At 72.2% G+C, this 26,762-nt stretch carries 17 protein-coding genes; 9 read left to right on the top strand and 8 right to left on the bottom strand.

Annotation, left to right across the window (positions count from 1 at the left end):
- Positions 1–47 precede the first annotated feature (47 nt).
- The 3 genes from ACZ7MX_RS23835 to ACZ7MX_RS23825 are packed head-to-tail and all read left to right on the top strand — an operon-like array spanning position 48 to position 4,161.
- Positions 48–2,696 carry a YfhO family protein gene (locus ACZ7MX_RS23835; RefSeq protein ID WP_472135152.1) on the top strand — a complete coding sequence of 883 codons (2,649 nt, stop codon included), beginning with the start codon at positions 48–50 and terminating at the stop codon, positions 2,694–2,696.
- Entirely contained in the window at positions 2,693–3,679 is a 987-nt protein-coding gene (locus tag ACZ7MX_RS23830) for a glycosyltransferase family 2 protein (protein ID WP_351540339.1), read from the top strand. The genes ACZ7MX_RS23835 and ACZ7MX_RS23830 overlap by 4 nt, the downstream gene beginning before the upstream one ends.
- Entirely contained in the window at positions 3,679–4,161 is a 483-nt protein-coding gene (locus tag ACZ7MX_RS23825; RefSeq protein WP_472135150.1) for a GtrA family protein, read from the top strand. The genes ACZ7MX_RS23830 and ACZ7MX_RS23825 overlap by 1 nt, the downstream gene beginning before the upstream one ends.
- On the opposite strand, the gene ACZ7MX_RS23820 is transcribed toward ACZ7MX_RS23825, so the two are convergent.
- Entirely contained in the window at positions 4,119–6,326 is a 2,208-nt protein-coding gene (locus tag ACZ7MX_RS23820) for a PIG-L family deacetylase (protein ID WP_472135148.1), read from the bottom strand. The two genes, ACZ7MX_RS23825 and ACZ7MX_RS23820, sit on opposite strands and share 43 nt — an antisense overlap.
- Before the next feature lie 247 nt (positions 6,327–6,573).
- Between ACZ7MX_RS23820 and ACZ7MX_RS23815 the strand changes: the two genes are divergently transcribed.
- Entirely contained in the window at positions 6,574–8,949 is a 2,376-nt protein-coding gene (locus tag ACZ7MX_RS23815) for a bifunctional glycosyltransferase/CDP-glycerol:glycerophosphate glycerophosphotransferase (RefSeq protein WP_472135146.1), read from the top strand.
- Between the two features lie 346 nt (positions 8,950–9,295).
- Here the strand turns inward: ACZ7MX_RS23815 and ACZ7MX_RS23810 are convergent, their stop codons facing one another.
- Positions 9,296–9,919 carry a TetR/AcrR family transcriptional regulator gene (locus ACZ7MX_RS23810; protein WP_030417326.1) on the bottom strand — a complete coding sequence of 208 codons (624 nt, stop codon included), beginning with the start codon at positions 9,917–9,919 and terminating at the stop codon, positions 9,296–9,298.
- 137 nt (positions 9,920–10,056) lie between these two features.
- Between ACZ7MX_RS23810 and ACZ7MX_RS23805 the strand changes: the two genes are divergently transcribed.
- Positions 10,057–10,998: an ABC transporter permease gene (locus ACZ7MX_RS23805; protein ID WP_472135144.1), complete on the top strand. Its 942-nt coding sequence runs from the start codon at positions 10,057–10,059 to the stop codon at positions 10,996–10,998.
- 4 nt (positions 10,999–11,002) lie between these two features.
- Positions 11,003–11,806: an ABC transporter ATP-binding protein gene (locus ACZ7MX_RS23800; RefSeq protein WP_472135471.1), complete on the top strand. Its 804-nt coding sequence runs from the start codon at positions 11,003–11,005 to the stop codon at positions 11,804–11,806.
- A gap of 81 nt (positions 11,807–11,887) precedes the next feature.
- Here ACZ7MX_RS23800 and ACZ7MX_RS23795 read toward each other — a convergent pair whose 3' ends face one another.
- From ACZ7MX_RS23795 to ACZ7MX_RS23785, 3 genes are all read right to left on the bottom strand, one after another.
- Complete coding sequence (locus tag ACZ7MX_RS23795) at positions 11,888–16,846, bottom strand: NAD-glutamate dehydrogenase (protein ID WP_472135142.1); 4,959 nt, start codon at positions 16,844–16,846, stop codon at positions 11,888–11,890.
- A gap of 482 nt (positions 16,847–17,328) precedes the next feature.
- On the bottom strand, positions 17,329–18,000 hold the full coding sequence (locus tag ACZ7MX_RS23790) for an HAD family hydrolase (protein ID WP_472135140.1): 672 nt from the start codon (positions 17,998–18,000) through the stop codon (positions 17,329–17,331).
- A gap of 148 nt (positions 18,001–18,148) precedes the next feature.
- Positions 18,149–18,655, bottom strand: a complete 507-nt coding sequence (locus tag ACZ7MX_RS23785) for a DUF6912 family protein (protein WP_472135138.1) — start codon at positions 18,653–18,655, stop codon at positions 18,149–18,151.
- 288 nt (positions 18,656–18,943) lie between these two features.
- Between ACZ7MX_RS23785 and ACZ7MX_RS23780 the strand changes: the two genes are divergently transcribed.
- Positions 18,944–19,657, top strand: coding sequence for an Rv3235 family protein (locus ACZ7MX_RS23780; protein ID WP_472135136.1), 714 nt, complete (start codon positions 18,944–18,946; stop codon positions 19,655–19,657).
- Between the two features lie 104 nt (positions 19,658–19,761).
- Here ACZ7MX_RS23780 and secA read toward each other — a convergent pair whose 3' ends face one another.
- Positions 19,762–22,581 carry a preprotein translocase subunit SecA gene (gene secA, locus ACZ7MX_RS23775; RefSeq protein ID WP_472135134.1) on the bottom strand — a complete coding sequence of 940 codons (2,820 nt, stop codon included), beginning with the start codon at positions 22,579–22,581 and terminating at the stop codon, positions 19,762–19,764.
- Positions 22,582–22,832: 251 nt separating this feature from the next.
- Between secA and ACZ7MX_RS23770 the strand changes: the two genes are divergently transcribed.
- Both ACZ7MX_RS23770 and ACZ7MX_RS23765 read left to right on the top strand, forming a co-directional pair.
- Complete coding sequence (locus ACZ7MX_RS23770) at positions 22,833–23,486, top strand: GNAT family N-acetyltransferase (RefSeq protein WP_472135132.1); 654 nt, start codon at positions 22,833–22,835, stop codon at positions 23,484–23,486.
- Positions 23,487–23,560: 74 nt separating this feature from the next.
- Positions 23,561–24,787 (top strand): winged helix-turn-helix domain-containing protein, encoded by a 1,227-nt coding sequence (locus ACZ7MX_RS23765; RefSeq protein WP_472135130.1) that lies wholly within the window; start codon positions 23,561–23,563, stop codon positions 24,785–24,787.
- Between the two features lie 189 nt (positions 24,788–24,976).
- On the opposite strand, the gene ACZ7MX_RS23760 is transcribed toward ACZ7MX_RS23765, so the two are convergent.
- The gene (locus tag ACZ7MX_RS23760) at positions 24,977–25,735 is read right to left on the bottom strand and encodes a response regulator (protein WP_030416867.1); all 759 of its coding nucleotides are present in this window, start codon (positions 25,733–25,735) and stop codon (positions 24,977–24,979) included.
- Between the two features lie 234 nt (positions 25,736–25,969).
- Positions 25,970–26,656 (bottom strand): ribosome hibernation-promoting factor, HPF/YfiA family, encoded by a 687-nt coding sequence (hpf, locus tag ACZ7MX_RS23755; RefSeq protein WP_030416868.1) that lies wholly within the window; start codon positions 26,654–26,656, stop codon positions 25,970–25,972.
- Between the last annotated feature and the right edge of the window lie 106 nt (positions 26,657–26,762).

The raw sequence follows: 26,762 nt of genomic DNA, 5'->3' as shown, positions 1-26,762 counted from the left end.
AGACATATAACGTTGACTGAACGTTCGCCGACCGTGGAGGAGTGCCGGTGGCCCCGACGCCCGCCACCCCCCAAGAGGCGGTCCGGCCCCGGGAGGTTGCCCGGCCGCTGCCCGGTGCGGACCGCCCGGCGGCGGACCGGCCGCCACGGCGGTGGACCGCCCCCTGGACGGCGGCGGCGCTGTCCACGGCGGCGTACTGCCTGGGGCTGGCCCTGTACGGCAGTTACCCGTTCGGACCGCGCTCGCGCGCCGTCAACGACCTCGGCAACCAGTTCGTGCCGTTCCACGCCCGGCTGTGGGACCTGCTGCACGGGCAGGCCACCGGCGATCTGTTCTTCAACTGGAGCAGCGGATACGGGGTGCCGTTCCTCGCGGACTTCGTCACGTATCTGATGAACCCGTTCTCGCTGCTCGTCGGCCTCTTCCCGCGCGAACTGGTGAACCTGCCGGTCTTCCTCGTCACGCTGCTGTGCATCGGCCTGGCCGCCGCCCTGATGACCGTCCTCCTCGGCCGGCTGCACCCGGGCTCCGGGACGCTGCGGGCGCTTCTGTCGGTGGGCTACGCGCTGTGCGCCTGGGTGCTGAACGACGGCGCCGCGGACCCGATGTGGATGTGGGGGCCGGTGGCGCTGCCGCTGCTGGGGATCGCCGCCGACTGGTGCCTGCGGCGCACCCGCTGGGTGGCCGGGACGCTGCTGGTCGCCCTCGCCTGGGCGGGCAACTTCTACACGGCGGCGATGGCCACCCTGGCGACCGGGCTGGTGCTGGCGGTGCGGCTGGTGACGGCGGCCGGGATGCCGCCGGGCGCGCGGCTGCGGGCGGCCGGCCGGGCGGTGACGGCGGCGCTGGCCGGGATCGGGCTCGCGGCGCCCGTCCTGACCGTCACCCTCCGGGCCAGCCAGGCGGCCCAGCCCGCTCCCCCGGTCTCCTACGAGGAACGGCCCACCGTGCTGTACCAGCTGGCGCAGCTGCTGCCCGGCGGCCACGGCGGGGTGCCCACGCCCAACATCTTCGTCGGCATGCCCGGGCTGCTGCTGGTCGCCGCCTTCCCGTTCGTCCGGGCAGTGCCGGTGCGGGCCCGGATCGCCTGGTACGCACTCGCGCTGGGGGTGGCCGCCTCGTTCGTCTGGAAGCCGACGATCCTGCTGTGGCACGGGCTGGCGCTGCCCAACGGCAGCCCGTACCGGGCCGCGTTCGTGCTCAGCGGGATCCTGGTGATGATCTCCTGGCTGGCGCTGGCGCACCGGCCCCGGGCCGGCGAACTGGCCGCCGGCGGGGCACTGGTGGCGCTGCTGGCGTGGGCGTGCCGGGACCAGGGCGCGGTCGGTGCGGCCACCTGGCTGCTGGTGGCCGGCGGCGGGGCCGCGGCCCTGGCGGCACTGGTCGGGCTGGCGGCGCCGGCGGCGCCGTCCATGGCCGGCGCCCGGACCGCGCTCACCGCGGCACTGGCCGGCACGGTGCTGCTCACCTCGGCGTACACGGTGTTCTCGGTGACGGCCGTACGGGGCAAGATCGCCTGGTTCCGGCCCAAGATCACCATGACCCGGGGGTCCCTGGCGGCCCGCGCCGGGCTCGCCGCACGCGACGACTGGCCGCGCTCGCGCGCCGACCCGGGGCCGCACGAGTTCGCCAACAACGACCCGCTGCTGCTCGGCGGCGAGGGCGGCGCCTACTACAGCAGCTATGTGCCCGCGGCCACCGCCCGGGCCCTCGCGGGCCTGGGCGCCGGCTGGTACATCAGGGGCCGTCACACCCTCAGCTTCGAGGACCCGGTGGGCCGGGCCCTGATGGGCGTCAGCAGCTCGCTGTTCCCCGCACCGCAGCACCCCCGCGGCGTCTTCACCGTGGACCGCGCCCGCCCGGCGCCGGCCCCGCTGCTGACCGTACGCAGCCGCCTGGCGGCCCCGCCCCGCGGCGCGGAGAGCGTGTTCGCGCGCCAGGAACGGGTGCTGGGCACGGCGGTCTACGAGGTGCCGGAGCTGACGCCCACCGCGGGCACCGCGCCGGTGCGCGGGCGCGGCGGCTGGCTGCTGCCGCCGTCCGCGCTGCCCGCCGCTGCCGCCCCCCTGGCCGGCCCGAACGGCGCGGGCACCACCTTCACCGCCCGCTGCACCCCCGGCGGCACCGTCGTCTGGTACGCGCCCTGGTTCTGGGGCCAGGTCAGCGGGCTGGGCACCCGCACCAAGGGCATCGGCCGGGCGGACACCACCGCCAACCCGGTGCGGGTGCTGGGGCGGGTGCCGGACGACGGGACGGTCGCGGTGCGGTTCATCGGCCGGGGCCGCCAGTGGCTGCCCGCGCGCCCGCTGGGCTGTCTGCCGCCGGGCGCGCTGGACCGGGCGGTGCGCGCGCTGCGCGGGCCGGTGGCCCTGTCCGCCGGCGGGCACCGGCTGACGGCCCGGCTGCCGCGCGGCAGCCGGGGGCACGCCGTGCTGGCGCTGCCGGCCGTCCGGGGCTGGGGCTGCGCGGTGGACGGCGGGCCGCGGCGCGCGCCGGCGTCGTACGGCGGGCTGCTGACGGTTCCGCTGCGGCCCGGCGCGACCTGGCTGACCTGCACGTACGTGCCGCCGGGGCTGGCCGGGGGGCTGGCTGTGAGCGGGGCGGCCGGGCTGGCGGCCGGCGCGGTGGCGGTCGGGGGTCAGCTACGGGGCCGCGGCCGGTCCCGGCGTCGCACCACCAAGGAGACCCGCGGATGAAGCTCTCCATCGTCGTCCCCTGCTACAACGAAGAGGCCGTACTGGCCCGCTTCGACGAGGCGGTCCGGGCGGTCCTCGCCCGCCTCGGCGTCGCCCACGAGCTGTGCTACGTCGACGACGGCAGCACCGACGGCACCCTGGCCCGGCTGCGCGGTCTGGCCCAGCAGCACCGGGGCACCACCCGCTACCTGTCGTTCAGCCGCAACTTCGGCAAGGAACCCGCCATGCTGGCCGGCCTGCGGGCGGCCACCGGCGACGCGGTGATCCTCATGGACGCCGACCTGCAGCACCCCCCGGACCTCATCGAGAAGATGCTCGACCTCTACCAGTTGGGCCACGACCAGGTCGTCGCGCGGCGCAGCCGGGACGGCGAACGGCGGCTGCGGTCCGCGCTGAGCCGCTGCTACTACCGTGCCGTCAACACCTGGGTCGACGTCGAACTCGCCGACGGCGTGGGGGACTTCCGGCTGCTGTCGCGCAAGGCGGTGGACGCGCTGCTGGCGCTGCCGGAGTACAACCGCTTCTCCAAGGGCCTGTTCTCCTGGATCGGCTTCGACACCGTCACCTTCGACTACCGCAACGCGGTACGGGAGGCCGGCGAGACCAAATGGCGGCTCGGCGCGCTGGTCAACTACGGCATCGACGGGATGCTCTCCTTCAACAGCCGGCCGCTGCGGCTGGCCATCTACGCCGGCCTGGGCCTGGCCGGGCTCGCCGGGCTGTACACCCTGTGGATCGTCGCGGCGGCCGTCGTCGGCGGGGTCACCGCGCCCGGCTATGTGACGCTGGTGGCCATCATCGTGGGGCTGGGCGGGCTGCAGATGGTGATGCTCGGGCTGATCGGCGAGTACATCGGCCGGATCTACCACGAGGCCAAGCGGCGCCCGCACTACCTGGTCAAGGAGGGCAACGCCGCCGAGGCCGCCCTGAGCGCCGCCGCCGGGCCCGCGGACGCCGCCACCGCCGGGTCGCAGGCCGGCTGATGGGCGGCCGGCCCGCGGGCGGGCGCCGGTCCGGTGGCACCGGTCAGCTGGTGCGCTTCGCCGCCGTCGGCGGGGTCAACACCGCGACGTTCTACGCCTGTTACCTGCCGCTGCACCGCCTGCTGCCGTACTTCGCCGCCTACAGCCTCGCCTTCGCGCTGAGCATGGCCGGCTCGTTCCTGCTCAACACCTACTTCACCTACCGCACCCGCCCGACCTGGAAGAAGTTCCTGCTGTTCCCGCTGACCCAGGCCACCAACTACGGCATGCAGAGCGCCGGGCTGATGGCGCTGGTCGGCTGGTGCGGGATGAACAGCACGCTGGCGCCGCTGGCCGCCGCCGCCTTCGCGCTGCCGGCCGGCTACCTGGTCTCGCGGCGGATCCTGCGGCCGCCAGCCCGGGCGGCAGGATCAGACTGCCCCGCACAGGACGCCGCCGGTCAGGCCGGGGCGTCGCCGGTCCGCTCCGGCGAGGCGGCCTGACGCCGCCAGGCGCCGAACAGCGCGGTCTGCCCCACCGACGTCTGCCGGGCCGCGTAGAGCCGGCCGTCGGTGCCCAGCACGACCACCACCGCCCGCCCGGCGGCGTCCTGCGCGACGCCGGCCGCCGCGGAGTGCGAGACCCGGCCCGGCTGCCAGGGCTTGGGGGCGTCCTGGGCCATCGCGGTGCGCACCTCCCCGGTGTCGTCCCGGGCCGCGAGCACCATCCGGTCCCCGCTGCCCACCGGGGCCGCCGCCACCCGCCCGTAGCCGCCGACCGGCGCGCACTGCGCCGCCACCCGCCAGCCGCCGATCCGCCGGTGCCGCTCGGCGATCAGCACCTGCGCGGTGACCGAGCGGCGGTAGACGGCCCGCACCACGCCGTCGGCCAGCGGGACGAGGCTGACCGGGCCGCCCGGCTGCGGCAGCCCGGTGGCCGCGGCCGGCCGCGGTATCTGCCCGGCCTCCTTCGACACCCAGTGCGCCACCGTCCCGATGCCCGGCGCGACCACGTGGATCAGCCCGTCGGAGTCCACGCAGGCGTCCAGCCCGTCGACGACCTGCGGGGACGCCTTCAGGGTGCTGACCGTGCCCTCCAGCCGCTGCCACGGCGTGAAGCCCGTGCCGCCCGGGCCGGCGCGGTGCGCGACGTTGCCGTCCCAGGTGCGGACGAAGACGTGCACCGTGCCGTCCGGGGCGGCCACCGCGACGGGGAAGCCGATCTCCAGCGAGCGCTCCGGGTCCGGGTCCGGCGAGCCCAGCGACTCCCAGCGGCCGAACAGCGGTGTGCCGTCCGGGGCGGTGCCGTGCTGGGCCGCGGTCACCAGCTCGCGGCGGTGCACGGCGGCACGGCCCGGCAGCACGGTGCGCGAGGCGAACAGCTGCAGCGGCCCGTCGGGGCGGCGCACCGCGTGGATCTGCCCCTGCAGCAGCGTGCCGCCGGCCGGCACCGGCGCCCCGAACCGGCCGCTGCCGGGGCGGGTCTCGGTCCAGCAGTACGCGGTGCCGCCGAGCACCGCGAAGGCCACCAGCCGGCCGTCCTGCGCGGGCCGGAGCCAGGCGTTGGAGCCGGGGGCGCGCAGCCGGGTGGAGCGGGTCCAGTTGCGGGAGCCGCCGTCCAGCGCCGAGCCGCCGACCTTGCGGTCGCCGCAGCCGGCCGGGTCGCCGCAGCGGCGGTGGTCGGCCCAGCCGTACACCGACAGCAGCCGGGCCTTGCGCCGGGCGGCCTTCGGGTCGACGTCGTTGGGCAGCGCGTCCGCCTCGTAGCCGAGGTAGTTCTCCACGATGGGCGGGCGGCCGCCGCGCGGCCGGTAGGCGGCCAGCGCGGCCTGCGCGAAGTAGGCGGAGGCGGTGTGGTCCTGGTGGTCGTAGTAGCGCAGCCCGGCCAGCCGGGGGTCGCGGTCCGGGCCGGCCGGCGGCCGTTTGCGGGAGTGCACCGCGTTGGGGTCCAGGGTGCGCACCACCGTGGGGCGGACCCGGTCGAGCACCGCCACCAGGGCCGCGACGACCTGCTCTCGGCGGTAGAGGAACTGGTGCCGTACGGGTGAGCCGGCCGGGCGCAGCGTGGGCAGGAACGGCGTGGCGCCGAGCCACAGGCCGCGCAGGCTGGTGGCGCGGGCCTGCCAGACGGCCCGGGCCTCCACCAGCTCCAGGAACAGCAGCTGTTGGTGCGGGGCGGCCTGGAGGGTGTGCAGTTCGGCCTGGAAGCCGGGGAGCAGGGATATCGCGGTCAGGTGCCAGGGCGCGGCGGGGTCGCCGAGGGCCATCTCGGCGTGCGCGGCGCGCAGCCCGTTGGTGCGGGCCCGGGCGAAGGCGGGCCGGTTCCTGGGGACCCGATCGGCGTGGGCGGCGTGCCTGCTGACGTTGTGTCCGTCGGACTCGCCGCCGGTGAGGCAGACGGTGACCGAGCGGGCCCCGGCGCGGACGGCCTGCTCCAGGTCGGGGTTCATGAAGTACAGGCCGTCGTCCGGGTGGGCGATGACGTGCAGGAAGGACTGGTCCGCGGGGTCGACCAGGGGCGGCCCGGAGCCGGCCGGTTCACCCGACCGGGGGCCCTCGTCGGCGAGGTGGGCCCAGACGCCGGTGCCGGCCGCCGCGGCGAGCAGCCCGCCGCCGGTGAGCTGGAGCAGCCGGCGGCGGGTGACACGGGGCGGGCGCGGCGGTGACACGTCCTCAGTATTCGGCGCCCCGGGGTCTTCCGCCCGTCCCGCTCGTCCGGAAGCGGTGCCCAGGAGGCATTCCGCCCGTCCGGAAATTCACCACTTACCCCCATCCGTGATGAGCACCACAGAACTTTCAGGTTACGAACAACAACCTTTTCGGGTGAACAGCGGTCAGGAGGGCTGACAATGCAAGGAACCCCTTTGGGGCTTTTTTGCGTTCTGTACTCAGCTCGTCACGAGGAGTAAGCACCGCATGTCCGAGACAGTCCTCGACCCCGTCGTACCCCGCTTCAGCATCATCGTCCCCGTGTTCAGAGTGCAGGGCTTCCTGCGCGAGTGCATGGACTCGGTGCTGGCGCAGGACTTCACGGACTTCGAGGTGATCGCCGTCGACGACTGCTCACCCGACCGCAGCGGCGCCATCCTCGACGAGTACGCCGCCCGCGACCAGCGCGTGCAGGTCCTGCACCTGCCGGAGAACGTGGGCCTCGGCCTGGCCCGCAACGCCGGCCTGGAGAAGGTCCGCGGCGAGTACGTCCTCTTCCTCGACAGCGACGACACCCTCACGCCCGGCGCGCTCGGTGCGCTGGCGGAGCGGCTGGACGCCACCGGCAGCCCGGAGATCCTGATCTTCGACTACGCCCGGACCTACTGGGACGGCTCGGTCCGCCGCAACCTCCTCGCCGACCGGCTCGACGAGTCCGGCGCGCCCAGCTTCACCCTCGCCGAGCGCCCCGAGATCCTCGACCTGCTGCAGATCGTCTGGAACAAGGCCTACCGCCGCGACTTCGTCGAGGAGCACGGCTTCACCTTCCCGGTCGGCTACTACGAGGACGCCCCCTGGACGTTCTGCACGCTGATCACCGCGAAGTCCATCGCCGTCCTCGACCGGGTCTGCCTGCACTACCGCCAGCGCCGGCAGGGCGGCAACATCCTGCGCACCACCAGCCGCAAGCACTTCGACGTCTTCGACCAGTACGAGCGGGTCTTCGGCTACCTCGACGCCCACCCGGAGCTGTCGCGCTGGCGCCCGCACATGTTCCGCAAGATGATCGACCACTACCTGACGGTCCTGGACAAGCCGGGCCGGCTGCCGCAGAACGCCACCGCCGAGTTCTTCCACCGCGCCGCCCGCGACTACCGCCGGCGGCTGCCGGCCGGCTTCGTCCGCCCCGCCGGGGTGGCCGGCGGCAAGTACGCGCTGCTCGCCAAGGACGCCTACCCGGCGCTGGCCGGCCTCAAGGTCGCCGGCAAGGTGCAGCGCACGGTCCGCAAGCACGCCGGCAAGAAGGTCCGCCAGGCCAAGAAGAAGGCCATGGACCTGCGCTACCAGGCCCTGCTGCGGCAGCCGCTGGACGAGAACCTCGCGGTCTACTCCGCGTACTGGAACCGGCTGCCGGCCTGCAACCCGCTGGCGATCTACGAGAAGGCCAAGGAGCTCGCCCCGCACGTCCACGGCGTGTGGGTCGTCAAGCAGCAGCTGGTCGACTCCGGCGAGATACCGGCGGGCGTCGACCACGTCGTGCTGAACTCGCCGCGCTACTGGGAGGTCATGGCCCGCGCCAAGTACCTCGTCAACAACGTGAACTTCGCGGACGGCGTGGTCAAGCGCGAGGGCCAGGTGCACCTCCAGACCCACCACGGCACGCCGCTGAAGTCGATGGGCGTCGACCAGAAGCGCTACCCGGCCGCCGCCAAGGGCATGAGCTTCCGCAAGCTGCTGGCCCGCGCCGACCGCTGGGACTACTCGCTCTCCTCCAACCAGCACACCACCGAGCAGTGGGAGCGGGTCTACCCCTGCAACTTCGAGTCGCTGGACGCCGGTTACCCCCGCAACGACGTCTACTACCGGGCGAGCGCCCAGGGCGTCCTGGACATCCGCGAGCGCCTGGGCGTCGCCCCCGGCAAGACCGCCGTCCTGTACGCGCCGACCATGCGCGACTATCAGGTCGGTTACGTGCCGCGGCTGGACCTGGAGAAGATCTCCCGCGAGCTCGGCGAGGACTTCGTCCTGCTGGTGCGCACCCACTACTTCTACGACCAGGACGCCCGCCTCCAGGAGCTCCAGGAGCGCGGCGCGATCATCGACGTCTCCGGCCACCCGGTCGTCGAGGAACTGTGCCTGGCCGCCGACGCCCTGGTCACCGACTACTCGTCGATCATGTTCGACTACGCCAACCTCGACCGGCCGATCATCAACTACGCCGACGACTGGGACACCTACGTCCGCTCCCGCGGTGTCACCTTCGACCTGCTGTCGGGCAAGCCGGGTGACACCCCGGGCGTGCTCGCCACCACCGAGGACGAGCTGATCGACGCCTTCCGCAGCGGCCGCTGGGACGACGAGCGGGCCACCGAGCTGCGCGCCGCGTTCCGCGCGCGGTTCTGCCAGTGGGACGACGGGCACGCCGCCGAGCGCGTGGTCCGCCGGGTCTTCCTCGGCCAGGAAACGACCCCCGAGCCGCTGCCGCAGGAGGAGCGCACGGTGGCCCCGTCCCCCCGCACCGCGGCCGCCGCGGCCGGCCTGATCAAGCTCCCGGCCCCGCGCGCCGCCGCGGACGACGCCGACCCGACGGCCTCGGACCCGTCGGGATCCTCCGACACCTCGGACGTCGAACTGGCGGGCTGAGCCCCCACGAAGACACCCGCATAAGAACGCACGCACACTGCCCCCGGCCGGGCTTCCGGCCGGGGGCAGCGTGCGTGCGTCGCGTACGGGTGCCGCGCCGTGCCGCGTGCGGGAGCCGCGCCGTGTCGCGTACGGGCCGCGCCGCGTCGCATGCGGGGCAGCGCCGCGTCCCGTGCGGTCCGCGCCGTGTCGCGTGCGAGCGCCGGAATACCGCGCCTCTCCCCACGGTTGTGGACCCGCAGGGGGCCCTCGCGTCCCCTAAGGGATCCGTTCGACCATGCCCTAGGGGATCGCCCCCACCCGGAGCCCCTCGCCCCGCCCCGCCTCCCCCGGCGCCCGGCTCCGCTCACTCCGCCCCGAGGGCCGCCGCCACCGAGTCCGCCAGGGCGTCGAGGTAGCCCTTGGGCAGCTCGTCGCGTACGACCAGCAGCCGCCAGTACAGCGGGCCGGTCAGCAGGTCCAGCGCGAGGCGGGTGTCCACGTCCTGCGGCAGCTCGCCGCGTGTCACCGCACTGGCCACCACCGCGGCCGCGACGCCCTCCTGACTGTCGTGCAGCGCCGCCTGCAGCGCGGTCGCCAGCTCCGGGCTGCGCGCCGCCTCCGCCAGCAGGTCCGGGATGATCTGCGACGCCATCGGGTGCCGCAGCGCCCGGGCCGCGACCTCCAGCAGCATCCGTACGTCCCCGCGCAGCGACCCGGTGTCGGGGGTCGGCAGGCCCGCGGCAGCCACCGCGGAGACCACGTCCAGGACGAGGTGCAGCTTGGAGCGCCACCGCCGGTAGACGGCGGTCTTCCCGACGCCCGCGCGGCGGGCGATGCCCTCGATCGACATCCGGGCGAAGCCCACCGCCGCCAGCTCCGCGAAGACCGCCGCGCGGATCGCCTCGGTCTTGTCCTCGCGCAGTACCGCGGCGCCCGCCGGGGCGCGCCGGCCCGCCGCAGGGTCGTTCCCGTTGCCGTTCTTTGCCATGGCTTGAGCCTAGCGTCACGACGCTACGGTTGCGTTTCGACGCGAGCTCCCTTTAGTGTCGGCGTCGCGACGATACGGACCCGTTCCGTCGTCGCACTCCGTTCTGCGGCCCCCGTACGCAAGCGAAAGCGGCCCCCATGCCCCAGACCCTCACTCCCCCGGCCCCGGCACCGGCACCGGAACGGGCGCCCGCCCCCGGCACCGCCCCCGACCCCGCGCTGCACGCGCTGGCCGAACGCCACGGCCTCACGGTGAGCGGTGCCCGCCCCTCGCTGCCGGAGTACACCCGCCAGCTGTGGCAGCGGCGGCACTTCATCACCTCGTTCGCCACCGCCCGGCTCACCGCGATGTACACCACCGCCAAGCTCGGGCAGCTCTGGCAGGTGATCACCCCGCTGCTCAACGCGGGCGTCTACTACTTGATCTTCGGCGTGCTGCTCGGCACGAAGAGGGGCGTCCACGACTTCATCCCGTTCCTGGTGACCGGCGTCTTCATCTTCACCTTCCTGCAGAACTCGGTGATGACCGGCACCCGGGCGATCTCCGGCAACCTCGGCCTGGTGCGCGCCCTGCACTTCCCGCGGGCCTGCCTGCCGATCTCGTTCTGCCTGGCGCAGCTCCAGCAACTGCTGTTCTCCATGGGCGTGCTGGCCGTCATCCTGCTGTGCTTCGGGCAGTTCCCGACCTGGTCGTGGCTGCTCGTCCTGCCGGCCCTGACCCTGCAGTTCGTGTTCAACACCGGCCTGGCGATGGTCATGGCCCGCCTCGGCGCCCGGACCCCGGACCTGGCGCAGCTGATGCCCTTCGTGATGCGGACGTGGATGTACGCGTCCGGCGTGATGTTCAGCATCAGCGTGATCATCCAGGGCAAGCACCTGCCGAAGATCGTGGAGCTGCTGCTCAACGCCAACCCGGCGGCGGTCTACATCGATCTGATGCGCTTCGCGCTGATCGACAGCTTCACCGCGAAGCAACTGCCGCCGCACGTCTGGGCGTTCGCGACCGGCTGGGCCCTGCTGGCCGGTATCGGCGGCTATGTGTACTTCTGGAAGGCTGAGGAGCGGTACGGACGTGGCTGAGCTCATGACGGCGGAGAAGAACGGCGTGCGGCCCACGGCGGCCGCCCAGGAGCGGATCCCGACGGTGATCGCGGACGATCTGCACATCGTCTACCGCGTCTACGGCACGGGTGCCGGCAAGGGCAGCGCCACCGCGGCCCTGAACCGCATCGTCCGCCGCAAGCCCTCCACCGGTGTGCGCGAGGTCCACGCGGTCAAGGGCGTGTCCTTCACCGCCTACCGCGGGGAGTCCATCGGCCTGATCGGCTCCAACGGCTCGGGCAAGTCCACCCTGCTCAAGGCCGTCGCCGGCCTGCTGCCGGCCGAGCGCGGCAAGGTCTACACCCACGGCCAGCCCTCCCTGCTGGGCGTCAACGCGGCCCTGATGAACGACCTGACCGGCGAGAAGAACGTCGTCCTCGGCGGCCTGGCCATGGGCATGAGCCGCGAGCAGATCCGCGAGCGCTACGACGGGATCGTCGACTTCTCCGGCATCAACGAGAAGGGCGACTTCATCTCGCTGCCGATGCGCACCTACTCCTCGGGCATGGCCGCCCGGCTGCGGTTCTCCATCGCCGCGGCCAAGGACCACGACGTGCTGATGATCGACGAGGCGCTGGCCACCGGCGACCGGGCCTTCCAGAAGCGCTCCGAGGCCCGCATCCGCGAGCTGCGCAAGGAAGCCGGCACGGTCTTCCTGGTCAGCCACAACAACAAGTCCATCCGCGACACCTGCGACCGCGTGCTGTGGCTGGAACGCGGCGAACTGCTGATGGACGGCCCCACCGACGAGGTCATCAAGGCCTACGAGAAGGAGACCGGCAAGTAGCCCGTCCGGCGCCGCAACGGGAACGGCCCCGGAGCCTTGAGCTCCGGGGCCGTCGCCGTCCGCACCGTCCTGCCGGGCGGCTCAGCTGTGCGTACGCAGCAGGGTGCGCATGGTCCGCATGGCGACGGAGAGGTTCGCCAGGTCGAAGCCCTCCGAGCCGTGGATCTCCTCCAGCGTCGCCCGGGCACGGCTGAGGATCGCCGCGTTGGCCTGCTCCCACGCCTTGAACCGCTGCTCCGGCGTCGAGGAGCCGTTGCCCACCGACAGCACGTCCGCGGTCAGCGCCGCGTGCGCCGCGAAGAGGTCCTCGCGGATCGAGGCGCGGGCCATCGACTGCCAGCGGTCGTTGCGCGGCAGCTCCAGGATCCGGTCCAGGAGCTGGTTGATCCGCAGCCGGTCCCCCAGGTCGTAGTAGACCTCGGCGACCTGCAGCGGCTCCTTGCCGATCCGGTCGGCGACCGCGACGATGTCCAGCGCCGGGAAGACCGACGAGAAGCCGGACACCTGGACGGCCAGCTGCTCGGGCACGCCCGCGCCGGTCAGCTCCTCCAGGATCGTCTCGAACCACTCCAGGTCGCTGCCCTGGAGCAGCTTCGGCAGCTGCGCCCAGACCTCCCCGACCCGCTCGGAGAAGAAGTCGATGGTCTCCGACAGGGCCAGCGGCTGCGGGCGGTTGTTGAGCAGCCAGCGGGTGCCGCGCTCGACCAGCCGGCGGGAGTGCAGCCGGATCCGGGTCTGGACGTCGGCCGCGACGACATTGTCGAGCGCCTCGACGTCGTCCCAGACCTGGTTGAGCCCGAAGATCGCGCGGGCCGCGGTGTGCGCCCGGACGACCTCTTCGAGGGAGGCTCCGGTCTCCTCCCGCATCCGGTGCAGGAAGCTCGTACCGCCGGTGTTGACGGTGTCGTTGACCAGCACCGTCGTGACGATCTCGCGGCTCAGCGCGTGCCCGTCGACCTGCTCGGGGAACCGCTCGTACAGCGCCGAGGGGAAGTAGGCGTGCAGCAGCCGCTGGAGGTACGGGTCGTCCGGCAGACCGGTCTTGATCAGCGCGTCGGCGACGGTGATCTTGGTGTAGGCCAGCAGCACCGCGGTCTCGGGCTGGGTCAGGCCGCGGCCGGCGGTCAGCCGCTCGCGGATCTGCCGGTCGGTGGGCAGGAACTCCAGCGCCCGGTCGAGGTGGCCGTCCCGCACCAGGCGGCGCATGAACCGCTGCTGGGCGTGGAGCATGCTCGACGACTGGGCGATGGCCAGGGACAGGGCGGTGTTCTGCGCGTAGTTGTTGCGCAGCACCAGCGCGCCGACCTCGTCGGTCATCTCGGCCAGCAGCTTGTTGCGCTGCTTGACCGTCATGTCGCCCTCGGCCACGACGGCGTTGAGCAGGATCTTGATGTTGACCTCGTGGTCGGAGGTGTCCACACCGGCGCTGTTGTCGATCGCGTCGGTGTTGATCTTCCCGCCGGCCGTGGCGAACTCGATCCGGCCCAGCTGCGTCAGGCCCAGGTTGCCGCCCTCGCCGACGACCTTGACCCGCAGGTCCTCGCCGTTGACGCGGATGGCGTCGTTGGACTTGTCGCCCACGTCGGCGTGCGACTCCACCGAGGACTTCACGTACGTGCCGATGCCGCCGTTCCACAGCAGGTCGACCGGCGCCTTGAGGATGGCCCGCATCAGATCGGCCGGGGTCATCTTCTTCACGCCGGCCTCGATGCCGAGGGCGGCCCGCACCTGCGCGTTGATCGGGATGGACTTGGCCGAGCGCGGGTGGATGCCGCCGCCCTGCGAGAGCAGCTCGGTGTTGTAGTCCGCCCAGGACGAGCGGGGCAGCTCGAAGAGCCGGCGGCGCTCGGCGTACGAGGTGGCCGCGTCCGGGTTGGGGTCGAGGAAGATGTGCCGGTGGTCGAAGGCGGCGACCAGCCGGATGTGCTCGCTGAGCAGCATGCCGTTGCCGAAGACGTCACCGGACATGTCGCCGACGCCGACGACGGTGAAGTCCTCGGTCTGGGTGTTCACGCCCAGCTCGCGGAAGTGCCGCTTGACCGACTCCCAGGCGCCGCGGGCGGTGATGCCCATGCCCTTGTGGTCGTAGCCGGCGCTGCCGCCGGAGGCGAAGGCGTCCCCGAGCCAGAAGCCGTAGGACTCGGCGACCTCGTTGGCGATGTCGGAGAACGTCGCGGTGCCCTTGTCGGCGGCGACGACCAGGTACGTGTCGTCCTCGTCGTGCCGGACCACGTCCTTGGGGTGGACGACCTCGCCGCCGACCAGGTTGTCGGTGATGTCCAGCAGGCCCGAGATGAAGGTCCGGTAGCTGGCGATGCCCTCGGCCAGCCAGGCGTCCCGGTCCTGCGCCGGGTCCGGCAGCTGCTTGCCGACGAAGCCGCCCTTCGCGCCGACCGGCACGATGACGGTGTTCTTGACCATCTGCGCCTTGACCAGGCCGAGGATCTCGGTACGGAAGTCCTCCCGGCGGTCCGACCAGCGCAGACCACCGCGCGCGACCTTGCCGAAGCGGAGGTGGACGCCCTCGACGCGGGGGGAGTACACCCAGATCTCGTACGCCGGGCGGGGCGCCGGCAGGTCGGGGATGGCCTGCGGGTCCAGCTTGATCGACAGGTAGCCGTGCGGCTCGCCCTGGCGGTTCTTCTGGTAGTGGTTCGTGCGCAGGGTCGCCTTGATGACGGTCAGGAAGGCCCGCAGGATGCGGTCCTCGTCCAGGGACGCGACCTGGTCCAGGGCGCCGTCCAGCTCCTCCAGCAGCCCGTCGGTCAGCTCCCGGCCGGCGCTCTGCCGCTCCGGGGACATCCGCGCCTCGAACAGCGAGACCAGCAGCCGGGTGGTGTGGACGTTGTTGGCGAGGGTGTCCTCCATGTACGTCTGGCTGAACGTGGAGCCCGCCTGCCGCAGGTACTTGGCGTAGGCCCGCAGCACCATCGCCTGGCGCCAGTTGAGGCCGGCCCGGAGCACCAGCTTGTTGAAGTTGTCGCTCTCGGCGGCACCGGTCCACACCGCGGTGAAGGCGTCCTGGAAGCGCTCGCGGGCGTCGTCGCCCTTGATGTGCTCCGGCATCCGCAGGCCGAAGTCGTAGATCCAGGCGCGGCTGGCGTCGGCCAGGCGCAGCTCGTGCGGGCGCTCGTCGACGACCTCGACGCCCAGGCGGTTCAGACCGGGCAGCACCCGCGACAGCGAGACCTGTTCGCCCCTGCGGTAGATCTTGAAGCGGCGCTCGCCGGGGCCGGCGCCGACCGGCTCGTAGAGGCTGACGGAGAAGTCCTTGCCGGGCTCCTCGGTGAGCTTCTCCAGGTGCGTCAGGTCGGCGACCGCGCTGCGCGGGCTGTTGTCGGCCTTGTAGCCCTCGGGGAAGGCGTGGCTGTAGCGGCGCAGCAGCTCTGCGGCGCGCTCCTCGCCGACCTCGGCGATCAGGGCCTCGCCGAACCCGTCGGACCACGAGCGGGCGGCCTCCACCAGGCGGCTCTCGATGCGGTCCGCGTCGGCGTCGGTGAGGTCGGGGAGGGTGGACCCGGCCGGGACCCGGATGACGAAGTGCAGCCGGGACAGGACGGACTCGGTGTTCCAGGCCGTGAAGTCGACGCTGGTGCCGCCCAGCTCCTCCTTGAGGATCTCGATCAGGCGCAGCCGGACGGCGGTGGTGTAGCGGTCGCGCGGGAGGTAGACCAGCGCGGAGTAGTAGCGGCCGTACTCGTCCTGGCGCAGGAAGAGCCGCAGCCGGCGCCGCTCCTGGAGGTACAGCACGCTGGTGGCGATGGACCGCAGCTCGTCGACGGGCGTCTGGAACAGCTCGTCGCGGGGGTAGGTCTCCAGGATCTGCAGCAGGTCGCGGCCGTCGTGGCTGTCCGGGCCGAAGCCCGCGCCGTCCAGGACCTCGGCGACCTTGCGGCGGATGACCGGCACCCGGCGCACCGATTCGGTGTACGCGGCCGAGGAGAACAGGCCCAGGAAGCGCCGCTCACCGATGACGTTGCCCTGCTCGTCGAACTTCTTGACGCCGACGTAGTCGAGGTAGGACGGGCGGTGGACGGTGGCGCGGCTGTTGGCCTTGGTCAGGATCAGCAGCTTGTGCTCGCGGGCCTTGGCGCGGGCGTCCGCGGGCAGCCGGTTGAAGGACGGCGAGACCGGGTGGCCGGCGTCGCTCTCGCGGTGCGGCGGGTCGGCGCGCAGGATGCCCAGGCCGGTACCGGGGACCGCGGTCAGCACGTCCTCCTGGGTGCCGCCCTCACCGGCCACGGAGCCCAGCTCGTACTCGCGGTAGCCGAGGAACGTGAAGTGGTCGTCGGACAGCCACCGCAGCAGCTCCTGGGCCTCCTCCACCTCCAGCTCGCGCAGGTCGTCGGCGAGCGGCTCGGTGGGCAGCTGGTCGGCGATGCGCAGCGCGCCGGCGCGCATCTTCTCCCAGTCCTCGACGGCCTCGCGGACGTCGGACAGCACCCGCAGCAGATCGGCGGTGATCTGCGTCAGGTCCTCGCGGTCGGTCTCGCGGTCGATCTCGACGTGGATCCAGGACTCGGTCACCGCGTCGTGCGGCAGCTCGGCGGCCTTGGCCCTGCCGTTGCCGCGGGCGTCGCCGTTGGTGTCGAGGAGCTCGATGAGCTGGCCGGCGACGTCGCGGCGGACGGTGACCTGCGGGTGGATGACGACGTGGATGCCGCGGCCCTGCCGGGAGAGCTCGTTGGTGACCGAGTCGACCAGGAACGGCATGTCGTCGGTGACGACCTCGACGACGGAGTGGCTGCAGGTCCAGCCGTTCTCCTCGACGGTCGGGGTGTGCACCCGGACGTTGGCGGTGCCCTGGGGGCGCGTCTGCGCAAGGCGGTGGTGCGAGAGCGCGGCGCCGAAGACGTCGACCGGATCGCGGTCGATCAGGTCCTCGGGGGCGGTGTGCAGGTAGTAGCGCTGGAGGTATCCCGCAAGGGTGTCCGGGTCGATCCCCCGTACCGGGTGCTTGCCCCCGGCCGGGCTGCTCTCAACGACCCGGGCGGCCCTGGCGAGCAGCTCGGTTTTGGCTTCGTCCAGCTTGGTCTGCATGTCCTCTGGCTCCTGTCGCGCGCCGTTGCGTGACGTTGTGGAAGAACTGTGTGGAAGCCGCACAACGCCGTGACGCGGAGTGTCCTGTCACTGCCGGCGATGTACCGCGATGAGAAGGGGCCGTGCCGTTGTCGACATTCTCGGACGAAGTCGGCAGCAAGTGTCGGCCGCAACGACCAGCGACCGCCCGGTCACGGAAGTGTCCCGGGCGCACGGCAGGGGCCTCGACGCCCCCGCGGGTTATCGCGCTGATCACGGTGCAAGGCTATCGCTCCCGGTACGGGTGCCGTCATGGGCCGTGGGAGTACAAAACCTCTGCCCGAACTTAGTCCTTTTGGACAACGTACTGCCGGCCCGGCGTATGCCTGGCCGGAAAGCGACGCGCCCGGGGCGGTCCCTCCCGCCGGACCACCGGAGCCCCCGGCCATCGGAGCGCCGGAGCCACCGGAGCCCCCGGCCCCCCAAGTCCCGGGAGGCGCCCCCTACGCCACCATGGCGCCCGCGAGCTCCACGGCCTCGGCGAGGGTGTCGACCACCGGGACTCCCGGCACCGCGGCGGTCTCCAGGCTGGCGCGGCTGTGCGAACCGCCCGTGTAGAGCACCGCCGAGGCGCCCGCCTCCCGCGCGGCCACCGCATCGTCCACCGCGTCACCGATCACGACCGTACGGCCCGGGTCCACCTCCGTCAGCGCCGCCAGGTGGCGCACCATCTGCGCCGCCTTCGTGCCGCCGGACGGCCCGGTCCTGCCCTCGACCAGCACGAACCGCGACTCGATCCCGAAGCCCCGGACCAGGGGTATCAGCTCGTCGTGCCCGAACATGCTGAGGATCGACTGGCTGCCGCCGGCCGTCTGCCACGCCTCCAGCAGCAGGTCCACGCCCTCGGCGAGCCCGCACGCCAGCCGGTGCTCGGAGTAGTGCCGGTGGAACGTCTCGTCCATCACCAGCCACTCGGCCTCGGACGGCAGCCGTCCCATCAGCCGCTCGTAGAAGCGCGGCACGGGGACGCAGTACAGCTCGCGATACAACTCCAGCGTGATCGGCTCCAGTCCGATCTCGGCGAACGCGGAGTTGGTCGCCCCGATGACGGCGTCGATGTCGTGGAACAGGGTGCCGTTCCAGTCCCAGACGATGTGTGTCGCGTACTTCCGCATGCTTTCCCCAGGTCGCTTCCCGTGCCCGGACCTCTCGTGCGGTCCGGGCATCTCCCCTGAAGAAAAAGTACCCGGGCCCACCGACAACGCGCCCCGGACGCCCGTGACGGCCTGTGCCGGCCCGGCCCGCCCCGCCGCGCTCCGGCCCTCAGGCGATCAGCTGGGAGATCTCCTGCAGCCCGAACCACATCAGGTCGTGGTCCTCGGCACCGTCCACCGTGAACTGCGCGTCGTCGTCGCCCTGATCGGCCGCACCCAGCGCCGCCGCGGCGGCCGCGACGTCCGCCTCGGCGTCCGTGGCGTCGACGTGCACGGCGGCGGCCTTCGACAGCGGCACCGGCCCGGGAACCCGCACCTCGCCGAGCGCCGACGGGTCGAGCCCGCGGTCCGGGTCCGGCACCGCGGCACCGTCCGGCACGTCCACGGCGACCACGACCCGCCGCCGCGGGGCCTGCGGGTCGCCGGCGAGCTGACGCAGCGACGCCTGGGCCGCGCGGTTCAGCGCCGCGTACTCCAGCTCCTCGATGTCGTCCGAGACGTACCACTCGCGCAGCGCCGGCGTGACGGCGAACGCGGCCAGCGGGCCGGGGCCCAGCTCACCGTTCTTGTGCGCCTCTGCGAGACCGGAGAGGGTCAGGGGGACATAGACGCGCATGGCAGCCGCTTCCGCTCGTTTCGCTCGGTGTGGGGGACTGTCCCGCCAGCATACGGGCGGGAGTCCCCCATCGTGCCGCCCGCCCGACGGCTCCGCGGCCCGGCCCGGCACCCTCCGGGAGCGGCCCGCAGAGGCTCTGTGCCGGGCCCGCGCCACGGAAGAGTGAATCCCGCGCCCCCGTACCGGGCCGGTTCCCGCGCCTTGCCGCCGCTCCGCCCCCGCCGATACGAAGATCCCCACCGAAAAAGCTACCGCCCAGTAATCGGGGCGGGAACGAAGGGGGACCACATGACCAGGGACGACACGATGACCGGGAACGGCCAGATGGCCGGGGACGACATCGTGCTCGGGGACCACACCCAGCCCGGGGGCAGTTCCGGGACCGGCGGAAACGGCGCGACGGGAGACGCAGCCCCGCCACCACCGGGCATCGCACCGGCCGGCGGACGGGACGGCGGTCCGACCGTCCCCCGCCCCCGGCGGCCCTCCCCCGCAGGCCGCGGCCCCCTCGGCCCGGCCGGCAGCGGCCCCGGGTCGCGCGGGCGCCGCCCCGGCACGACACGCCGCGGACCCGTCCCCGCCGGCCGCGGGCCGGCCCGTACCGTCCCGCTCCCCACCGTCGGGGCCCAGCGCCGGGCACAGGAGGGCCGGCCGCACCTCTGGTTCGCCCACCAGCTGGTGCTCACACTCAGCGGCCAGCGGCCCGTCCACGCCCTGCTGGGGCATGCGCTGCCCGCCGCCTACGACCGGCTGGCGGAGCTCGCCCCCGAGGCGCCGCTGCGGCCCGTCCTGGGGCCCGGGCGGCGCGGGCCCGTGCCGGCGGTCCGCGAGTGCGGGCTGTGCCGGCCGCGGCGCGGGGTCATCGAGGCGTTCGCCCGGATCACCACCGGCGAACGGCTGCGCGCCCTGGCCTTCCGGCTGGAGCTGGGCGCCGACTCCCGCTGGCGCTGCGCCGCCCTCGACATCGGCCCCGCACCCGCCCTCCCGGGTCCGGTGTCATGACCCGGCCGTCCGCAGACGAAAGCGCCCCGGCCGGTCTCCGGCCGAGGCGCCCCGCACGGTCCGGGCCGGGCGTGCTCCGCCCGGCCCCGGTCACCGTCCCGTACTCACTTCTTGCGGCGTCGGCCGCCGCTCTTCTGGGCCTTGCGCCGCTCCGCGCGGGTCAGCCCGTCCGCCTCGGAACGGGCCGGCGCGCCCGGCTCCTCGTCGCTGATGAAGTCGCCCTCGATGACGCTGCCGTCGCCGTCCACCTTGGGAGCGGTGAAGTGCAGCCGGTCCGGGCGCTGCGGCGCCTCCAGCCCCTTGGCGTGGATCTCGGGACGCCCCGCACCGGCGGGCACCGCCTCCTGCGCGGGCAGCTCCGCGGCCTCCTCCACCGGGACCTCCTCGACCTGCTGCTCCACCTGGACCTCCAGGTTGAACAGGTAGCCGACGGACTCCTCCTTGATGCCCTCCATCATGGCGGTGAACATGTCGAAGCCCTCGCGCTGGTACTCGACCAGCGGGTCCTTCTGGGCCATCGCCCGCAGGCCGATGCCCTCCTGGAGGTAGTCCATCTCGTAGAGGTGCTCACGCCACTTGCGGTCCAGGACCGACAGCACGACCCGGCGCTCCAGCTCGCGCATGATCTCCGAGCCGAGCTGCTCCTCGCGGGCGGCGTACTGCTCGTGGATGTCGTCCTTGACGGCGTCGGCGATGAACTCGGCGGTCAGGCCCGCGCGGTCGCCGGCCTCCTCCTCCAGCTCCTCGACGGTCACCTTCACCGGGTAGAGCTGCTTGAACGCGCCCCACAGACGGTCCAGGTCCCACTCCTCCGCGAAGCCCTCGACGGTCTCCGCCTGGATGTAGGCGTCGATGGTGTCGTCCATGAAGTGCTTGATCTGGTCCTGCAGGTCCTCGCCCTCCAGGACCCGGCGGCGCTCGCCGTAGATGACCTCGCGCTGGCGGTTGAGCACCTCGTCGTACTTCAGGACGTTCTTGCGGGTCTCGAAGTTCTGCTGCTCGACCTGCGACTGGGCGGAGGCGATCGCCCGGGTCACCATCTTGTTCTCGATCGGGACGTCGTCGGGGACGTTGGCCATCGCCATGACCCGCTCGACCATCTGGGCCTTGAACAGCCGCATCAGGTCGTCACCGAGGGAGAGGTAGAACCGGGACTCGCCCGGGTCGCCCTGACGGCCGGAGCGGCCGCGCAGCTGGTTGTCGATCCGGCGCGACTCGTGCCGCTCGGTGCCGAGCACGTACAGCCCGCCGAGCTCCTTGACCTCCTCGAACTCCGCCTTGACCGCGGCCTCGGCGCGCTCCAGGGCGGCGGGCAGCGCGGCCGCCCACTCCTCGACGTGCTCGACCGGGTCGAGCCCCATCTGGCGCAGCTCCGCCTCGGCGAGGGTGTCGGGGTTGCCGCCGAGCTTGATGTCCGTACCGCGGCCGGCCATGTTCGTGGCGACCGTGACGGCGCCCTTGCGGCCGGCCTGGGCGACGATCGACGCCTCCCGGTCGTGCTGCTTGGCGTTGAGGACCTCGTGCGGCACACCGCGCTTGTTGAGCTGCTGGGAGAGGTACTCGGACTTCTCCACGGACGTCGTGCCGACCAGGATCGGCTGGCCCTTGCCGTGCTTCTCGACGATGTCCTCGACGACCGCGTCGAACTTCGCGGTCTCGGTGCGGTAGATCAGGTCCGCCTGGTCCTTGCGGATCATCGGCCGGTTCGTCGGGATCGGGACGACACCGAGCTTGTAGATCTGGTGGAACTCGGCGGCCTCGGTCATGGCCGTACCGGTCATGCCGGAGAGCTTGTCGTAGAGGCGGAAGAAGTTCTGCAGGGTGATCGTGGCGAGTGTCTGGTTCTCGTCCTTGATCTCCACGCCTTCCTTCGCCTCGATGGCCTGGTGCATGCCCTCGTTGTAGCGGCGGCCGGCGAGGATACGGCCGGTGTGCTCGTCGACGATCATGACTTCGCCGTCGATGACGACGTAGTCCTTGTCGTTCTTGAAGAGCTCCTTGGCCTTGATGGCGTTGTTGAGGTAGCCGACGAGCGGGGTGTTGACCGACTCGTACAGGTTGTCGATGCCCAGCCAGTCCTCGACCTTGCTGACGCCGGACTCGTGGATGCCGACGGTCCGCTTCTTCTCGTCGACGTCGTAGTCGCCGGTCTCCTCGACGCCGCGCTGCGGGTTGGCCGCCTCGCCGCGCTTGAGACGCTGCACCAACTTGGCGAAGTCGCCGTACCACTTGGTGGCCGAGTCCGCCGGGCCGGAGATGATCAGCGGCGTACGGGCCTCGTCGACGAGGATCGAGTCGACCTCGTCGACGATCGCGAAGTTGTGGCCGCGCTGGACGAGTTCGTCCTGCGACCAGGCCATGTTGTCGCGGAGGTAGTCGAAGCCGAACTCGTTGTTCGTGCCGTAGGTGATGTCGCAGCTGTACTGCTCGCGGCGCTGGGCCGGCGTCATGTCGGCGAGGATGCAACCGACCCTCAGGCCCAGGAACTTGTGGACCCGGCCCATCATCTCGGAGTCACGCTCGGCCAGGTAGTCGTTGACCGTGATCAGGTGGACGCCCTTGCCGGACAGCGCGTTCAGATACGCCGGGAGGGTACCGACCAGGGTCTTGCCCTCACCGGTCTTCATCTCGGCGACGTATCCCAGGTGAAGGGCCGCGCCGCCCATCAGCTGGACGTCGTAGTGCCGCTGGCCGAGGACGCGCTTGGCGGCCTCACGGACCGTGGCGAACGCCTCGGGGAGCAGGTCGTCGAGGCTCTCACCGTCGGCGTACCGCTCCTTGTACTCGTCCGTGAGCGCCCGCAGCTCGGCGTCGGAGAGGGCCGCGAAGTCCTCCTCGATGGAGTTGACCTGGCCCGCGATGCGGTGCAGTTTGCGCAGGATCTTTCCTTCGCCTGCACGCATGATCTTCGTCAAGACGGACACTTGGGCTGGTCTCCTTGCCGGTCGGGCCTGCACGGTCGAGTGCGCGGGCGCGGCATTTTTCCAAGGGGGCAGGCCCCGCCGCAACGGCCATCGTAAGGGAGGACGCCGCCGGGCCGGGAGGTCCGCCGCAGCGAACCCCGCCTTCCCCTCCTCACGTGCAACGCACGAGCCCCGGAGAAGGTGCCGGGCAGGTGCCGCGAATCACGCGTAAACCGTTCGCGGCGCCTCGGGCGAACTTGCAGACTCAGATCATGAAGCCCGTCACCCTCAGGACCGAGCGTCTGGTGCTGCGCCCCTTCGAGCCGTCCGACGCGCCCGCGGTGTACGCCGCCTGCCAGGACCCCGACATCCCGCGCTGGACGACCGTGCCCTCACCCTACGGCCTCCGGGACGCGGAGCAGTTCGTCGGGACGGCCGTCCCCGAGGGCTGGCGGGACGACACCGCCTACGCCTTCGCCATGGTCTCCCGGGCCGACGGCTCCCTGATCGGCTCGATGGGCCTGATCCGCCTCGCCCAGTTGCGCGCCCCCGAACGCCAGGCCGAACTGGGCTTCTGGACCGCCAAGGAGCACCGCGGCCGCGGCTACACCGTCGAGGCCGCCCGCGCGGTGGCACGCTGGGCCTTCGACGAGCTGGGCGTGGAGCGCTTGGAATGGCACGCGGAGGCCGGCAACGAGGGCTCCCGCGCCGTCGCCCGGAAACTGGGCTTCCACATGGAGGGGACCCTGCGCGCCAAGCTGGTGCGCGAGGGCACCCGCCGGGACATATGGATCGGCTCCCTGCTCCCCTACGACCTGGCCACGGCCCCGGACAGGGACTCGGCCACCGGGACGGGAGCCGAGGGCAGCGGCGGGGCGGGCGGGCCGGCCGCGGACACGACGCCGTACCTGCCGTACCCGCACTGACCCATCCGCCCCGTCCCCGCAGGTCACCGGCTTCGGCCGGGCGTTGTCAGTGCCCGCCCCTACGCTTTGCGAACATGACCACCGCGACGCAGCCACCGCACCGGCCGAAGCCGGAGACCGCCCTGTCCCGCGACGACGCCCGCCGTCTGGCGCTGCGGGCGCAGGGCCTCCTGGGCGCCCCGGACCGCCGGGCGGGCGTCCGCGGCGTGCTGCGCCACCTGGGGGCGGTGCAGCTCGACACGATCTCCGTGCTGGCCCGCTCGCACGAGCTCGTACCGTACGCCCGGCTCGGCGCCGTCGGCCGCCCCGCCGTCGAGGCCGCCTACTGGAGCACCGCCGACGGGGGCACGCCCGCGGCCCGCCCCCACAGCTTCGAATACTGGTCGCACGCCGCCTGCATCCTGCCCATCGAGGAGTGGCCGCTTTTCGCCTTCCGCCGCCGCGCCCGGCGCGCCAAGGGCCACCGCTGGCACGTCATGAAGGACTCCGAGCGGTCCTGCGCCGCCGTCCTGGACCGGCTCGCGGCCGACGGCCCGCTGACCACGTCCGAGCTGGGCGGCGGCCGCAACGGCGGGGAGTGGTGGGACTGGTCCGAGACCAAGATCGCCGTCGAGTGGCTGCTGGACACCGGCGACGTGGTCTGCACCGAGCGGCGCGCCTGGAAGCGCGTCTACGACCTCGCCGAGCGCGCCGTCCCCACCGAGCTGCTCCACGACGACCTCGACGACGCCGAATGCCTCCGCCGCCTGGTCGCCCAGGCCGGTGCGGCACTGGGCGTGGCCACCCGCGCCGATCTGGCGGACTACCACCGGCTGAAGGGCGAGCAGGTCGACGCGGTGATCGCCGACTCCGGGCTGGTCCCGGTCGAGGTCGAAGCCTGGACCAAGCCCGCCTGGGCCGATCCCGCCGCCCTCGCCACCGCACCGCGCGGCCGGCACCGTACGACCCTGCTCTCCCCGTTCGACTCCCTGATCTGGGACCGGCCGCGCACCGAGCGGATCTTCGACTTCACCCACCGCCTGGAGGCGTACGTCCCCCGCCCGCGGCGCATACACGGCTATTTCGCGATGCCCCTGCTGGCCGGCGGGCAGCTGGTCGGCCGGGTCGACCCGGCCCGCGAGGGCACCACCCTCGTCGCCCGCCAGGTCTCGATGCGCGACCGCAAGGCCGTCGCCCCCATGGCCCGGGCCCTGCGGGAGGCCGCGACCTGGGTCGGCTGCGACGCTGTACGCGTCGACCGCTGCGACGACCCCCAGCTGGCCGCCGCCCTGCGCACGGAGCTCACGCGCGGGGGCGAGTAGCGGAGGCGAGCGAGGAGGGCGTGTCCATCTCCGCCCTCCGAGACCCTCCGGAGCGGAGGCCCCGGAAGACCGACCGGCACCGCCGTCAGCCGTCGCCGGACGAGGGCTCCGTCCGGCCAACCCACGGCTCCCGGTCAGCGGCACTCGGTCAACGGATCCGGGTCAACGGCTCACGGTCGGCGGAACTGGTCAGCGGATCTCGAGGATCTTCTCCCGCATCGCGTAGACCACCGCCTCCATCCGGGAGTGCAGCTGCAGCTTCTCCAGGATGTTGCGGACGTGGTTCTTCACGGTGTTCTCGGAGATGAAGAGTTCCTTGGCGATGTCGCGGTTGTTCATGCCCGTGGCAACCAGCTTGAGGACCTCCAGCTCCCGGTCGGTGAGCCGGGGCGCCGGCACCAGCCGGCGCTCGTCCGTCCGCTGGATCATCGACTTGAACTCCGTCAGGAGCTTCGACGCCATCGACGGGCTGATCTGCGACTGGCCGTCCGCAACGGCGCGGATCGCGGTCGCCACCTCGTCGGTGGAGATCTCCTTGAGGAGGTAGCCGGTGGCGCCGGCCTTGATCGCGTCGTAGAGATCGGCCTCTTCGTCACTGATCGTGAGCATGATGATCTTCGCGCTGGGGGCCACCTCCTTGATGGAGGTGCACGCCTCGATACCGCCGCGCTTGGGCATCCGTACGTCCATCAGCACGATGTCCGGCAGCAGATCAGCGGCCTTGTCGACCGCCTCCGCGCCGTCCCCCGCCTCGCCGACGACCTGGATGTCCTCTTCCTGGGCCAGCACGATCTCCAGACCCCGCCGGAAGAGCGCATGATCGTCCACCACCAGGACCCTGATCGGCTCCTTGCGCGGCACGCTCACGGGCCGGCCGGCGCCGTCGTCGCCCCCGACTCCGCTGTCGTCGTCCGCGTCCCCGCGCACGGGCCCGAAACTTTCCCCCATGGATCCTCCCCGTCAACTACTCGGCCGGAAGGCCAGAGCTTGGAAATAAGGCTGGTTGACAACAGCCCCCTGCGGCCAGCCCGATCAACGCCATACGACCGTCTCCCCGGCATGTCGCCGTTTGGTGCCCACATACTGCCTGGCTGGCACAAACACTATACGGCTTCAACTCCTGCTATCTCCGGGCACGATGGTGCCCCCGGGCGTACGCCGGGGGCACCGAGCGAGTGGGGTTCAGCCGCCCAGCGCGCCGCCTGCGCCGCCGGGCTCCTCCTCCCCGAACGAATCGGGGTTCAAGTGGATGACGCCATAGTCGTATGCGTGCCGCCGGTAGACGACACTCGGCAGCTTGGTGTCGGCGTCGACGAAGAGATAGAAGTCGTGTCCGACCAATTCCATCTCGTTGAGCGCCTGGTCGAGCGACATCGGTGCGGCCGAGTGGGTCTTCTCGCGGACGATCAGGGGTCCTTCGCCCTGGACGTCGATCGATCCCATCCTCGTGGTCGGCACCGACTCTTCGGCTTCGGTGGCGAGTTCGCCGTTGGTGTTGAGGCTCGCGACGCCGGGGACGCTGACGGCGACCTCACTCGCCGGAATGCGCCCGTTGCCGCGGCGCGAGAAGCGCTTGTCGTGCTGCTTGCGCAGGCGCGCCTCCAGCTTTGCGGTTGCCAGGTCCAGCGCGGCGTAGGGATCGGCTGCGGCCGCCTCGGCCCGGACCACCGGGCCACGGGAGCGAAGCGTGATCTCCACTCGGTCGGAACGGTCGGCCTGCCGCGGGTTGTGCTCCTTGGACACCTCGACGTCCAGGCTGATCACCTTGGCGTCGAGCTTCTGGACTTTCTCCAGCTTCAGCTTCTCGGCCACGTGCTTACGGAACCGCTCGGGCACCTCGGTCTTGCGGCCCTTGACGACGATGTCCACGCAGAACTCCGTTCCCGGATCGCACCGCTCAGCAAGCGGGGCGATCCCTTCTTGCACCAGGCTCCGGTGGGTGCCGAAGCCTCGGACTTGGCACTTTCACCTCCTC

It is taken from the genome of Streptomyces sp. NPDC107765 (assembly GCF_055657085.1).
This window is presented reverse-complemented; position numbering and strand designations above follow the sequence as displayed.